Annotated in this window: 12 protein-coding genes; 6 read left to right on the top strand and 6 right to left on the bottom strand. The window is 60.2% G+C overall.

What is annotated here, in order from left to right:
- Positions 1 to 84: 84 nt before the first annotated feature.
- Positions 85 to 1,431, top strand: a complete 1,347-nt coding sequence (locus FGO67_RS03155) for a S8 family serine peptidase (RefSeq protein ID WP_203299261.1) — start codon at positions 85 to 87, stop codon at positions 1,429 to 1,431.
- A gap of 6 nt (positions 1,432 to 1,437) precedes the next feature.
- Here the strand turns inward: FGO67_RS03155 and FGO67_RS03150 are convergent, their stop codons facing one another.
- From FGO67_RS03150 to FGO67_RS17015, 3 genes are all read right to left on the bottom strand, one after another.
- Entirely contained in the window at positions 1,438 to 2,385 is a 948-nt protein-coding gene (locus FGO67_RS03150) for a surface lipoprotein assembly modifier (protein ID WP_203299260.1), read from the bottom strand.
- Positions 2,386 to 2,455: 70 nt separating this feature from the next.
- Positions 2,456 to 3,148 (bottom strand): hypothetical protein, encoded by a 693-nt coding sequence (locus tag FGO67_RS03145; RefSeq protein ID WP_203299259.1) that lies wholly within the window; start codon positions 3,146 to 3,148, stop codon positions 2,456 to 2,458.
- 3 nt (positions 3,149 to 3,151) lie between these two features.
- Entirely contained in the window at positions 3,152 to 3,526 is a 375-nt protein-coding gene (locus FGO67_RS17015; protein WP_238942294.1) for a hypothetical protein, read from the bottom strand.
- Between FGO67_RS17015 and FGO67_RS03140 the strand changes: the two genes are divergently transcribed.
- A complete protein-coding gene (locus tag FGO67_RS03140; protein WP_420844496.1) occupies positions 3,438 to 4,217 on the top strand; it encodes a substrate-binding periplasmic protein in 780 nt (259 codons plus the stop codon). The genes FGO67_RS17015 and FGO67_RS03140 overlap by 89 nt on opposite strands.
- A gap of 6 nt (positions 4,218 to 4,223) precedes the next feature.
- Here the strand turns inward: FGO67_RS03140 and FGO67_RS03135 are convergent, their stop codons facing one another.
- Together FGO67_RS03135 and FGO67_RS03130 are read right to left on the bottom strand one after the other, a co-directional pair.
- Positions 4,224 to 6,110 carry a monovalent cation:proton antiporter-2 (CPA2) family protein gene (locus FGO67_RS03135; RefSeq protein ID WP_203299257.1) on the bottom strand — a complete coding sequence of 629 codons (1,887 nt, stop codon included), beginning with the start codon at positions 6,108 to 6,110 and terminating at the stop codon, positions 4,224 to 4,226.
- Between the two features lie 94 nt (positions 6,111 to 6,204).
- Positions 6,205 to 7,545, bottom strand: coding sequence for a hypothetical protein (locus FGO67_RS03130; protein WP_338039528.1), 1,341 nt, complete (start codon positions 7,543 to 7,545; stop codon positions 6,205 to 6,207).
- Positions 7,546 to 7,920: 375 nt separating this feature from the next.
- Between FGO67_RS03130 and FGO67_RS03125 the strand changes: the two genes are divergently transcribed.
- On the top strand, positions 7,921 to 9,078 hold the full coding sequence (locus FGO67_RS03125) for a TAXI family TRAP transporter solute-binding subunit (protein ID WP_203299256.1): 1,158 nt from the start codon (positions 7,921 to 7,923) through the stop codon (positions 9,076 to 9,078).
- 89 nt (positions 9,079 to 9,167) lie between these two features.
- A complete protein-coding gene (locus FGO67_RS03120) occupies positions 9,168 to 11,159 on the top strand; it encodes a TRAP transporter permease (protein ID WP_203299255.1) in 1,992 nt (663 codons plus the stop codon).
- Positions 11,160 to 11,205: 46 nt separating this feature from the next.
- On the opposite strand, the gene FGO67_RS03115 is transcribed toward FGO67_RS03120, so the two are convergent.
- Positions 11,206 to 12,117, bottom strand: a complete 912-nt coding sequence (locus FGO67_RS03115; RefSeq protein ID WP_203299254.1) for a LysR family transcriptional regulator — start codon at positions 12,115 to 12,117, stop codon at positions 11,206 to 11,208.
- Between the two features lie 121 nt (positions 12,118 to 12,238).
- Between FGO67_RS03115 and FGO67_RS03110 the strand changes: the two genes are divergently transcribed.
- Positions 12,239 to 12,517 carry a hypothetical protein gene (locus tag FGO67_RS03110; RefSeq protein ID WP_203299253.1) on the top strand — a complete coding sequence of 93 codons (279 nt, stop codon included), beginning with the start codon at positions 12,239 to 12,241 and terminating at the stop codon, positions 12,515 to 12,517.
- Positions 12,518 to 12,532: 15 nt separating this feature from the next.
- Positions 12,533 to 13,225, top strand: coding sequence for a glutathione S-transferase family protein (locus FGO67_RS03105; RefSeq protein WP_203299252.1), 693 nt, complete (start codon positions 12,533 to 12,535; stop codon positions 13,223 to 13,225).
- Positions 13,226 to 13,232 lie beyond the last annotated feature (7 nt).

Below are 13,232 nucleotides of genomic sequence, written 5' to 3'. Positions count from 1 at the left end.
CGATGTCATACCGGGTAAACGGATGGGAATCGAATCTATTCCACCGCTCCGGGAATTTTTTTCGTCTGGAAACGTTAGCTGGGTATGAAAACCAACTGCTTTTTCTCCCAACGCACACTCACTTGCCTGTTCGGCGTTGGGCTGACCGTCTCGTTGCCGGCATTAGGCGCTGAGAACCTGACCGGTGCTGCTCTCAAGCGCATCGATCAGCAGGTGGAACGCGCAGTCGACCGCCAGATCGAACGCCAACTGGAGGCCGCGACCGAACGCCTGCCGGCACTGGTTCGGCCTGATGCGCCGGCTCCCCTGGCCGAACTCCCAGCCCGGCTTGTCATCCAATCGGACACCGGACGTGAGCTCTTTACCGATGTCGAGGTGGAGGACGGCTGGCGGGCGGTGGAACGGCAATGGCTGATCACCGTCGACGTTAGCGACATCCACCACTTCAATCAGCCTGGCATCACCGTTATCGACCAGACCCAGATGGCCGGGCTGGGGCTAACCGTGCTGCGGTTCCGGGTCGACCCAGGCCTGGACTCACGCGACCAGTTGCAGAAATTACTGCCGGAAGCCCTCGTCCAGCGCCTTGATCGCAACCACATCTACCGGTCTCAGACCGGTGCCAGCAAACATCAAGGCCCCTCCAATATCGATGAGCCGCCGTCTTGCCCGGTGCCGATCAGCATTGGCATGGTGGATACCGCGGTCGAAACCGACCATCCGGCCTTTGCCGGAACCGCCGTCGTGCAGCGGGATTTCCTGCAGGATCTCCAACTGGCCGATTCCTACCACGCCCCGACCGACCACGGCACTGCGGTCGCCAGCCGGTTGACCGGGAAAACCAGCGCCAACGCTGCCACCCGCCTGCCCTCGGCAACCCTGTTCAGTGCCTCGGTTTTTTATGGCCGGCCGGCCTCGGTGTCCGGCGCCACTCTGCTGCATCTGGTGGAAGGACTGGCCTGGCTGGAATCCAATGACGTGGCGCTGATTAATGTCAGCATGGCCGGTCCGGACAACCGGGTACTGGCCACCGTCATTAAGCGGCTGATCGACCGCGGCACGCCCGTGGTGGCCGCCGTTGGCAACGAAGGTCCGGCCGCGCCGGCACTCTACCCGGCCGGCTACCCCGGGGTGATTGGGGTAACCGCGGTGGATCAGGACCGACAGGTTTACCGCTGGGCGAACCGGGGCGAGCAGGTTGATTATGCCGCGCCGGGTGTGGACGTTGCCGTGGCGCTGACCGATGGCCGCTACGGCAGCCAGAGTGGAACGTCGCTCGCCGCGCCGATAGTCAGCGCACACCTGGCCTGTGCGCTGGCGAGCACTTCTCTCGACAACGCCTTGGCGCAACTCACCCGCCGCGCCGACGATCTCGGCGACGAGGGCCGTGACCCGGTGTTCGGCCACGGTCTGCTGCCCGACATCCACTGACACCAATCAGAATTCAGCCCGCAGGTTCAGCGACGCCACCGTTTCATCGTACGCGGCGGAATCGAGGCTCGAGCGATAATCAATGTACTCAATCCGGGCCTCGGTCATCAGCCATTCGGTCAGTCCAATGCCATAACTGGCGTCAACGGTCGCAATGCGGTCGTCCCGGGGCTCCGAGCTGATCGCGCCAGACCCCAGCAAGGGCGACGTCAGCGGGTTTTCCACCGATGACACCGGCTCGTCGTAGTCCCGGGCCTCGTAGCGCCAGCCCAGCTTCAGCTCGTGGTCATGGCCGGCTACCGGGAACCGATGCTTAAGCCGGGTTTTCACCGCCAGCATCCGGTAATCGTAGGCATCGGACTCGGCGTTCTCGTCGTCACCATCGGCACCCAGGATGAAAACCGTCCGGGTTTGGTTAAAGAAAAAGAAGCTGTCGAGACTCACGCCCCGGGTGCGGGCGTCCCGGGCCTCGTTGTCTTCGAAGTCCTTGCGCTTGTCCAGCAGGCTGGCCCGAAGATAGACGTCATCGCCCACGAGTTTGCCGACATACACGCTGCTACGGTTGTAATCCAGGAAGGGGTCGGAGGCCAGGGTGGCATGGGAATAGTGATGGCTGGCGCCAACGGTTACGGCGTCGAAATCGTAGCTGAGGTCCAGTGACGCCAGGTGCAGGGCTCGGTCAAAGTCCTCGCTGTCCCGGTAATCGCGCGATGTGAAGTCATAGGTTCCGGTAATCGTCAGGTTCTGCAGCGGCTGGCCCTCGGCCTCCGCACCGGCGCCCAGAACCCACGCATTACCACTCTCCCCGGACGATTGGTTCAATTCGTCAACGTTCAGGTTGCTGTCGTACTCATAACCGGTGAGAACGTGGCCGCCAACGGTGGCCGCCTGAGTGGTCATCGACAGGCCAGCGGTCAACAAAACCGGAGGCAGGACTCGGAAAAATCGTTGCATAGGGCTGCTCCTTCACAAAAAAACCGGGCCGCTAGACGGCCCGGTTAATCAGGTTCCCGTTATTCAAGGCTTACAACAGGCCTTGCTGGGTGGAGTTCTTGACGGATTGGTGCACGCTGCTCCGAACATTCGACTTCACACTGTCTGACACGGAGTTCTTCACCGAGCCACTGACACTGTTGCGAACGCTGGAGTCAACGCTGCCAGAGACCGAGCCGTCTACTTGCTTCCTGGTTGCAGCATCAACGCTACCCTGCACGCTGCCGCTGGTTTGCTCTCGCATCTGCCCGGCCTTGTCACCGGTGGCCTGGGCCTTAGCAGTGGCCTCGCCCTTGGCACCCTGGCCAGCTGATACCCCGGCCTCAACCGCCTGGCGCCCGGTCTCCCGGGCCTGTTCACCGGTGCGAACCGCGGCATTACGGGCGCTGTCACCGGTAGCGCGCGCCTTCGCGGCCGCCTCCGCACCGGTCGCCTTGGCAGTTTCCGTGCTCATGGCTGCGCCCGAATTGGCTTCCCGGGAAGACGCCATGCTGGCATTGGCTTCGCGGCCATTGGCGCTGACCGAGGCACCGCCGGAGGTTTGTACGCTGTTGCGCGTGGCCCCGCTGGCACCGGCATCGCGACCATCACTGCGGCCGGAAGCCTCGGAGCTGCTGCGCATCTCGGCGTTCGCATTCACGCTGGCCGAGCCCTGGGTCTCTGCGGCGAAAGCTGATACCGCCATTACTGAACAGATTGCCAAAGTCAGTGTCCGTTTCATCATGGTTTATCCTCCAGTGTTTCCGTTGGATTCACCCCGATAACGAATCAGCATGGGATCTATTCCATCCCACGGACATTTTTTTCCAGAAGTTCCATTAGGGATATTTAATGAAGCTCTGGGAGCCGCCGAAGAACCCAGCTCACATTTATTGCCCAAGCGAATACCACCTTGCAGGTAACGGTGATACATTTCTGCTAGTTGTGTCCTTTCGAAACCTTGGGAAGCATTAATGCTGTCATTTCCTTCGCGCTTTCTCGGGACAGGGACGTCTTCGTTGGCCTTCAGGCCCTTGCTGGTTTCTCTGGTTTTATTGCTTGTAGGGAGTTCGCAAGCGCAAGCCAGTACTCCGCCCTGCACCAAGCTCACGGTCAGCGGCAACTCAGAATATCCGCCCCTGCTGTGGCGAGACCCGAACAATCCTGAGCAATTAACGGGAGTGGTTCCCGCGTTGCTGCAAGAAATACTGCAGCCACTGGGGCTCAGTGCCGACATCCGTGACATCGGCTCCTGGGCCCGAGTGCAGCGCCTGGCCCGTGATGGCGACATAGACATGGTGGCCGGAGCCTTCATGACCCGTGAACGTTTCGGGTACATGGATTACATCCTACCGCCTATCATCCAGCTGCCAACGGCCATCTGGGTCCCCAAAGGCCAGGCATTTCTCTATCGGCACTGGCCGGACCTGCAGGGCAAAACCGGCAGCACACTGATCGGCAACAGTTTTGGCCAGAATTTCGACCGTTACGCCCAACAGAACCTGACCATCGAGCCGGTGCGTTCAATCGATCAATCGTTTCTGATGGCGGAGGCCGGGCGGGTTGATTACGTACTCTACGAGTTATTGCAGGGCCAGGTGAAGCTGGCACGAGAGGGCCGGAGCGACGAGTTCGAGCCTCTTGAGAAAACAATCAGTACCGAAGGACTGTTTTTTACCTTCCCTAAGAAATCTACTTGCAACACCTTTGCACTGCGGGAACAGATCGCTGACCGGCTTTACACCCTGGTGACCCAGGGCCGGGTCGATGAGCTGCTGGATCAATACACCGCTCTTTATATTGCCGAGCAATAGAACGGGTCACCGTTGATCCGGTGGCGTCCAGATCGGCACGTCTTCCCGAGTGGGCTCTTCCCAGTCCTTGTCCATGGCACTGCTCAGGGCTTCCTCGAGTTTCATGAACAGCTCACCGTAGCGGGGACTGAAACTGATGCCCTCTTCTATTTCCTGCCAGGCCTCGAACAACTCGTCTTCGTGGGCTTTTTCGTTGTCCACAAAAGTCCAGGTCATCTGCTTGGCCCGCAGCGGGTGCACACCCATAGCGGTCAATGCGTGACCACCCAGTTCCAGCGCCGAATGGTAGGTTTCACTCACCACGTCGTCGGCACCGGCCTTGCGCAACTGATAGCTGTGGCCCCGGTCGAACGCCCGCGCCAGCACCCAGACCCCAGGATAGAACTGTTTCACGTGCTCGACGATGCGGACCGAGCGATCGCGGTCATCGATCGCCACTACTAATAACCGGGCATCCTCGATGCCCGCAGTTTCCAGCAGTTCCGGCCGACTGGCGTCGCCGAAGTAGCTCTGGATGTTGATCCGGCGGACGTTCTCGATCTGCTCGATCTCATGATCCAGCACCACGATGGGAATGTCGTTGGCACGCAGCAGCCGGCACACGATCTGTCCGAACCGGCCGACACCAGCAACAATCACCGGGGCGCGGTCATCGATGGTGTCAGCCTCACGCTCGTCGTTCTTGGCGCGCCGGTAGCGAGGCAGCACCACGCGATCGTAGGCTATAAACAGCAGCGGGGTGAGGAACATCGACAACGCCACCACCAGCGACAATACCTGGGAGAGTTCGATTGGAATGACCGAGTTCTGGACACTGTAGGTGAGCAGCACAAAGCCAAATTCACCGGCCTGCGCCAGGCCCAGGGTAAACAGCCAGCCGTTACTGCCGTGGATGCGAAACAGCACGGCCAAACCCAGCAAGATCAGCGCCTTGACTGTGATCACTGCAAAGGCCAGAGCCAGGATGGTGTCCCACTCCGCGACCAGCACCTCAAAATTGATGCCGGCACCCACGGTGATGAAGAACAGACCCAGCAGCAGCCCCTTGAACGGCTCGATGTTGGCTTCCAGCTCATGGCGAAATTCACTGTTGGCCAGCACCACCCCGGCCAGAAATGCACCCAGAGCCGGTGACAGATTGACCAGGCTCATCAGCGCGGCAATGCCGATCACCAGCATCAGGGCGGTGGCAGTGAACACCTCACGCAGGCCGGATTGGACCACGTACTGGAACAGCGGCCGGCTCAGATAATAACCACCGACAATGACCGCAGCCACGGCGGCAACCACGGTCAGGGCGTGGGCCCAGCCCGGCAGATCGGCAACCAGACTCAAACCGCTGTCATGGCCGGCCCCGGTGCCGGACTCTGCCATCAGTTCGGGCAACGCCAACAGGGGAATCAGTGCGAGCATGGGAATCACGGCGATGTCCTGAAACAGCAACACCGAAAACGCGCTGCGCCCACCCTCAGTCTTCGCCAGACCCTTTTCATTCAGGGTCTGCAGGACAATGGCGGTGGAGGACAGGGCGAAAATGAGCCCGACCGTCAGGGCTGTCTGCCAAACCAACCCCAGCCACCAAGCCACGGCCGTGCCGGCGGCGATACTCAGCACCACCTGCAGCCCACCCAGGCCCACCAGGCGTACCCGCATGGCCCAGAGCGCCTTGGGATCCAGCTCCATACCCACCAGGAACAGCATCATGACCACGCCAAATTCGGCAAAATGCTGGATGGTGGTGGCTTCCTGACCAACCAGGCCCGTCACCGGCCCAATCACCACACCGGCAACCAGATAACCCAGCACTGAGCCCAGCCCCAGGCGCTTGGCCAGCGGCACCGCAATCACCGCGGCCACAAGATAGATAAACGCCTGGACAAAATACTCGGTCATTGCGGGGCTCTCCCTATGCTGTTGGGGTGGGAGTATAGCGTAACGGTTATCGGGCTCAGCCCGAACCGGCCTGAAACAGGAACGGAGCTTTTGCTCAGTTATCCGACAATAGCAAGGTGATGGTCCCCGCGAGGGCTCCGGAGACCAGAAGGCAGCACACCGACATCAACATGTTCCAGCGCAGTGCAGCTTCCTGGGCGCTGTACCCGGTCAGGCGCTCCAGCAGCAGTGAATTGGCGGAGTAGGGTGTTCCGGCGGTGGTTAGACCCCAGCCAGCTACCATGGCGGTGCCTAATCCAAGCACAGCTCCGACTGGCCAGATAGGCCCCAGAATGCCGCCGGTCAGGGTGCCGGTGACGATGGGGTTGAAGCCAATCATACCGCCCAGGAAAAACACCCAGGGCACACTAAACGCCGCCACCGGGTAGGCCCAGCCAGGCAGGTTGAAGCCAGTGCCCAGCCACTGGGCGGCAAAGGTGCTGATCAGAGTGCCGAGGAACGCCGAACCGCCAACAATCACCAGTTCATTGCTCACCGGAGCCATGGATGGCAGTTGAACCTCAACCCCTTTGAGCTTGCGATACCCCAGCCCCACCAACACGGCGCCAAAGCAGCTCAAGGTGACCGAGCGGGAATAACTCAGGCCAAAGAGCCCGCTGAGGCTGAAGGTGGCCATACAGATGGCGCCAATGATGCCGGCAAACCGCAACCAGGGTGCAAACCGCTGCAGCCCGGAGGCGGGTTCGGCCACCACGCTGTTGGCTGGCTCCGGCGGTTCCGGTTCACGAAACACCCCGCCAACCAACAAGTACACCACCGCCAGGGGCAGACTTACCGCAATCAGCTCCCAACTTTTCAGGGCCGGAACAAAGGTGATGGTCAGAACGATGGAAATCGACAGGGGCGAGAAAATGGGCGACGCGCCAAAGCCCCGCAATACGCCACGGGACGCGTTCCGAGTGGTGGCGCTGTCGCCCCGGTCATCCATTTGGCCGCGAATCATCGTGGCCATCACGCCGACCGAACCAAAATTCAAGGGCATGGACAGGAAACCGGTGCCAAAGGCGACACTGTAGTAACGCACTATTGGCGAACCGGCGAACAGTTGCCGCGAGATGACCCCGAGGTCAGCAGACTTGCCGAGCATGGAGGACAGCAACATGACGGTCAGAATCAGCGCGGTCAGCCGGGTCATGCTGGCGGCCGCCGCTGGCAGCGCCGACGGTTCGGCAACGGCCGCCAGCGCCAGGGTCAATAGCACCAGACCCAATAACATCCGCGACACCAGGCGCAAGTCCCGCCAACCCAGCAGGATCGCGGCAAACACCAGCACCGCGCCAAGCTCGCCCACACCCGGCAGGAACGACAGAATGCCGGCTCCGAGCGCGCCGTAAGCGAGCCCCGACCGGGTGCTAAGCATCGAAATGCGACTCACAGTGAGTCCTCATTGGTTGTATCAATGACAGGCATACGTGCGACCAAACAATGCTCAGTCGGGGAAAGAAGGTTGCTCATTTGATGTCGCCCATCTGTTCTCGTCACTTAAAAACCGCGTCTAAAAACTCTCTTTCCAGCAAACTTTCAACCATAAACAAAACTATATTCTGCCCTGCGTCGAAAAACATCAATTTTGAAATCATCATTTTAGGCTCTTTGCCCGATTGAAGACCCTCTTTTAGTCATAAACAGTCGAATTAGTTGTATTGACAAACCATAATTCCAGCGACTATGTTGAGTTATCAATAACAAAATGATATTTCGCTGTGCAAAACCTCTAAACACCACAACAACGACGATAAGAGGATTTTTTATGTCACGCCTAACCCGGGGCTTGATGGGCCTCACCCTCAGCACCCTGCCAGCGCTGGCTTTCAGCGCAGACAACGTGAAACTCCCGAACACCTTAGCGATGACGGCCTACGGCACCGGTTCTGCCGGCTACAGCCAGATGGTGTCCATCGGCAACCTGCTGCAAAACGAATATGGCACCTCGGTGCGGATTCTGCCGGGCGAAAACGACGTATCCAGAATGACACCGCTAAAAATGGGCCGGGTACCCCTGTGCGCCTGCGGCATCGCAAGCTACTACGGCTCAGAAGGCGTGCTGATGTTCGCTGACGAGAACTGGGGCCCCCAGCCAATCCGGGTCATCACCACCTCGATTGCCAGCTTCGGCCTGGGTATTGCGGTTGCGGGGGATATCGGTGTGGAATCACCTGAAGATCTGCGCGGCAAGCGGGTGTCCTGGATTCGCGGTGACGACGCCCTGAACCTGGGCACCGAGGCCTATCTGGCCTTCGGCGGACTGACTTGGGACGATGTCGAGAAGGTGGAATTCCCGGGCTATGGCCGCTCTTTCGAGGGCATCATTGCCGACCAGACCGACACCGGCTTCACCGTGAGCGTCGCACCACCTCCCCAGCAGTTGGCGGCCAGCCCCCGAGGCATTGTCTGGCCAAAGCTGGATCCGGCCGATAAAGAAGGCTGGGCCCGACTGCAGAAAGTGGCGCCCTACTTCCAGCCGCACACGGTCACCTCGGCCGCCGGTGATTACGGCAAGGATAAGCCCTGGGTTGGCGCCAGCTACCCGTACCCGATCCTGGTGGCGAACGCCTCCACCGATGACGAACTGGCGAAAAGCCTGATCCGCGTCTTTATCGAGGACTACGACAAGTACAAGGATGCCGCACCGGGCAACGCCGGTTACAGCCTGGACAATCAGAACATGCAGTGGGTTATTCCATTCCACGATGCCGTGGTGGACCACTACAAGGAGATCGGCCACTGGACCGATGAGATGCAGGCACATCAGGACATGCTGGTAGAGCGCCAGCGGATCCTGAAGGAGACCTGGGACAACTTCACAGCCAGCAATCCTCCCTCCGATGAGGACGCCTTCGGTAAAGGCTGGATGGCCGCCCGCGCCAAGGCGCTGGAAGCGGCGGGCATGAACCCGGTTTTCCGCTAATCCCCAAGGCCGGGGCAAACCACCCGTTTGCTTCGGCCAACACCTGATTGCCTGCCCGGCTGCCTATTACGTGTTCGGAGTTACCCGTCATGCATCCTGAAACTGAACAACCGTCACCCCCGGAGAACATATCCGGCATCCGCCAGCTTACGGGCTTCTGGCTCTGGATTCCCCGGCTGGCCACCGTCATCCTGACGCTGCTGACCCTGGACTACCTCTTCAACCTTCAGCTCATCAATTTTGTTACTCAAGTTGAAAGCCAGTTTTTCTACACCGTGGTAACACTGATGCTGCCCCTGGTCTACGTGCTCTGGCCGATGAACCGACATTCTTCCCGCACTCGGGTGCCCTGGTACGACGTGCTGCTGTTTCTGGCGACCACGGGTATCTGCGGATTCTTCGTGTTTAACGCCGAACAGATTCTCGATCGGGGCTGGGAATACGCCGCTCCGGATTACGCCATGGTGATGAGTTTCCTGCTCTGGGGTGTGATCGTTGAAGCCGTGCGCCGCGCCGGCGGCCTGCCCATTGCCACCATCGTGGCGATCGCCAGTATCTATCCGATCTTTGCCGACCTGGTGCCCGGCCCGATTCAGGGCTTTCCGTCCTCGCCCGAACAAACCGCCATTTACCACGCCATGAGCCGTGAGAGCGTGATGGGCATTCCGCTGCAGGCCTTTGCCAACCTGGTGATTGGCTTTCTGCTGTTCGGGGTGGCGCTGCAACAGACCGGCGGCGGCAAGTTCTTTATCAACCTCGCCTTTGCCCTGCTCGGCCACGTTCGCGGCGGCCCCGCCAAGGTCGCGGTGTTCTCCAGCGGCCTGATGGGCTCCATGAGCGGCAGCGTGATCACCAACGTGCTGACCACCGGGGTGCTGTCCATTCCGGCCATGCGCAAGGTGGGCTTCAGTAAATCCTACGCCGCCGGTGTGGAGGCATGCGCCTCCACCGGAGGGGTGCTGATGCCGCCAGTAATGGGCGCCACCGCCTTTATCATGGCAGCGTTCTTAAACATTCCCTACGGCACCATCGCTCTGGCGGCGGCCGTACCCTCGGTGCTTTATTTCCTCGGTCTGTTCATCCAGATTGATGCCTATGCGGCCCGCCATGACCTGAAAGGCCTTCCTGCGGAAGAGCTTCCGTCGATCAAACAGACGCTGAAGGAAGGCTGGTATTTTATCTTCGTGTTCGCGCTGCTGATCTGGCTGCTGTTCTTCCTGCGCCAGGAGGCCACCGCGCCCTTCTACGCCACCGCGCTGCTACTGGTGATCAACCAGATCCTGCCCTACCAGCGCTGGGGCTGGCAGCAGGTGAAAGACTTCTTCTCCAGCTCTGGCAAGCTGTTTGCCGAGCTCATCGCCATTCTGGCCGGGGTCGGTCTGCTTGTCGGCGCCCTATCCGTCACCGGCCTGTCCGGCACCATCGCCAACGACCTGATCTTCCTCGCCGGCGGCAATACCCTGGTGCTGCTGATGATGGGCGCGTTGACCAGTTTTATCCTCGGCATCGGCATGACGGTAACCGCCGCCTATATCTTCCTTGCGGTGGCACTGGCGCCGGCCCTGATCAACGGCGGCGGCATGGATCCGCTGGCGGTGCATCTGTTCATCCTGTACTGGGGCATGCTCAGTTTCATTACCCCACCGGTGGCCCTCGGTGCCTTTGCCGCAGCCACGGTCGCCGGCTCGCGCCCGATGGAAACCGGCGTTCAGGCGATGCGCCTGGGCAGTGTGATCTACTTTATTCCGTTCCTGTTCGTGCTGAACCCTGCGCTGATTTTCCAGGGCAGCTGGGATGAGATTCTGGTAGTGATTACTCAGGCGATGGCGGGTGTGCTGCTGATTGCAGGCTCAATTCAGGGCTACCTATTGGGCGTGGGCAATCTGACACTCAGCAAACACCTGCAGTGGCCGGTGAGGTTGGCGCTGTTGACCGGTGGCCTGCTGCTGGCCATTCCCGGCGGCGGCCCGGTGCCACTGAGCAATCTGGAGCTGTCGCTGATCAGCGCCCTGCTGATTGTTCCGGCAGTGGCCATAGCCTGGCTGGCGGCCCGAAAGCCCCGGGCGCCAGCTTACTTATAAAGACAGGGGATCCTGGGCAGCGAGTGCTGGTCGCCTACGGCCAGCGCTAGCTGCCCAGCTCATCGGCGAACAGCTGGTCAACCACCAGTGCCACCAACTCCCGCACCATGGAGCCATTGCGTTCGGGATGGCGATGGCTGCAAAAGCTCAAGCTGGTACTGAGAGCCGGCTCCTTGAATTCAACCACCTTGTTACGACTGGCCCATTCGGTGGCCAGCGAGTGCTCCACCAGACCATACCCCAGTCCAGCCGACACCATGGCCAGTGCGGTGTACTCGTCCTCGGACGTGGCAACGCGCCTCGAACGCTGCCACTCCGGCCCCATCAGCTGCTGCAGCATGCCGTAAAACGGGCAGCCGCTGGTGGGCCATATCCAGGGTAACGCCATGACCTCATCCGGATCGCTTGGCAATGCCTGCAGCAGCGTGTCTGCCGGCCCGACTACCGACACCGGCACGTCCATCAGGTACTGGAAATCCAGCTGATGGCTGCGCCATTCGCCGTATACAAAGCCGCAGTTGAGCTCGCCGCTGGCCACCTTATCGACAATGACACTGGAAGAAATGGTGCGCAGCTCCAGTGACACCGACGGCAACATCCGGGCACAAAGCTGAATCAGACGATCAACCCGCAAATGCTCAGGCGGCGCATTGATGCCCACAGTAATGGACACTGACTGGTGCTGGCCAAGCTGACGGGCCAGGTCCGCCATTTCCTCAACGCCACCGAGGGCCTTGCGGGCCGGGCCCAATAGCAGTTCACCTTCTCGGGTCAGCACCATGCCCTGGCTGTTGCGATCGAACAGCCGAACACTGAGCGCCGATTCAAGCTGCTTCAGATGCTCACTGACGGCCGAGGGCGTGCTGTGGCGACGCTGGGCCGCTCGGGTGAGGTTGCTCTCTTCCGCCACCAGAACAAAGGATTTCAGGCGATCCAGCTTCAGGTTCATGGCATTCATATTTTACGAACGCTCCGTCAAAAGAATACTGATAGACCCCATAAATCAATACCACCTAGAGTGTTTTCCATAGGGTAGGCGTTCAGCATAACGCAACGCATTCAAAGAGAGGAAGCATGAGATGAACACTCACAGCAGCTTCAATACCAGCCTTACCGACAGCCAATTGAACGCCGCCTGCGATGCTTTGCGAGCGCGCCAGAACCGGCAGATCGAACGGCAGATGAAAATGCAGAGGGCCTTAGTCGCTATAATGCGTCAATGGTGGAAGCGGGCTCGCCAACGGGCGGCACTGCGCCGGCAACTGATGGAAATGGACGTTGCACTGATCGAAAAGGACATCGGCGTGCCGGCAGGCACTCTCGGTGAGGAAGCCTACAAACCTTTCTGGAAACACTGACTACGGAGACCGTTTATGACCACCCTCTACATCGCCAACAAAAACTATTCCTCATGGTCCCTGCGGGCCTGGTTGTTGATGACCGAGTTGGGACTGCCGTTCGAGGAAAAGCTGATTCCGTTCGGCGACTCGGCGGCATGGAATGCCTTCCGAGCCGAGGGTGGCAGCGGCAAGGTGCCAGCGCTACAGGATGGAAGCCTGCACGTCTGGGATTCCCTTGCCATTATTGACCATCTGGCGGAGCGCCACCCGGAAGTCTGGCCCGCCGATCCAGTCGCCCGGGCCTGGGCCCGCAGTGTCTGTGCCGAAATGCACTCCGGCTTTCCGGCCCTGCGGGAGCTTTGCTCCATGAATATCGGCGTCAAAGTACGCCTGAACAGCGTGCCGGCAGAACTGGCCCGAGATGTCGAACGCATTGCCGCCATCTGGCTGGAAGGCCTGAGCCGGTTTGGCGGACCGTTTCTGGCCGGAGACCGTTTCACCGCCGCAGACGCCCTCTTCGCCCCGGTGGTGTTCCGCTTTGAAACCTATGGCCTGGACCGCAGCCCAGCCATGGCGGAGTACATCCAGCACATGCTGGCGCAATCGGGCATGCAGGCCTGGGCAAGCCAAGCGCTGGAGGAACCTTGGGTAGATCCGGGACACGAAGCGGACTGTGTGCAAATTGGCGATGTAATCGAGGATGTCCGTCGACTCAAACCGGAGTGATGAGATG

Origin of the sequence: Marinobacter sediminum (assembly GCF_016820575.1) — a bacterium.
In the GTDB taxonomy this organism is placed as follows: Bacteria; Pseudomonadota; Gammaproteobacteria; order Pseudomonadales; family Oleiphilaceae; genus Marinobacter; species Marinobacter sediminum.
Note: the sequence above shows the minus strand (reverse complement) of the source record. Positions and strands in the feature narration are given on the sequence as shown.

Excerpts from the sequence above, each read along its gene's own strand:
- FGO67_RS03155 (WP_203299261.1), top strand. The coding sequence starts at position 85 with ATGAAAACCAACTGCTTTTTCTCCCAACGCACACTCACTTGCCTGTTC.
- FGO67_RS03150 (WP_203299260.1), bottom strand. The coding sequence starts at position 2,385 with ATGCAACGATTTTTCCGAGTCCTGCCTCCGGTTTTGTTGACCGCTGGC.
- FGO67_RS03145 (WP_203299259.1), bottom strand. The coding sequence starts at position 3,148 with ATGATGAAACGGACACTGACTTTGGCAATCTGTTCAGTAATGGCGGTA.
- FGO67_RS03135 (WP_203299257.1), bottom strand. The coding sequence starts at position 6,110 with ATGACCGAGTATTTTGTCCAGGCGTTTATCTATCTTGTGGCCGCGGTG.
- FGO67_RS03125 (WP_203299256.1), top strand. The coding sequence starts at position 7,921 with ATGTCACGCCTAACCCGGGGCTTGATGGGCCTCACCCTCAGCACCCTG.
- FGO67_RS03120 (WP_203299255.1), top strand. The coding sequence starts at position 9,168 with ATGCATCCTGAAACTGAACAACCGTCACCCCCGGAGAACATATCCGGC.
- FGO67_RS03115 (WP_203299254.1), bottom strand. The coding sequence starts at position 12,117 with ATGAATGCCATGAACCTGAAGCTGGATCGCCTGAAATCCTTTGTTCTG.
- FGO67_RS03110 (WP_203299253.1), top strand. The coding sequence starts at position 12,239 with ATGAACACTCACAGCAGCTTCAATACCAGCCTTACCGACAGCCAATTG.
- FGO67_RS03105 (WP_203299252.1), top strand. The coding sequence starts at position 12,533 with ATGACCACCCTCTACATCGCCAACAAAAACTATTCCTCATGGTCCCTG.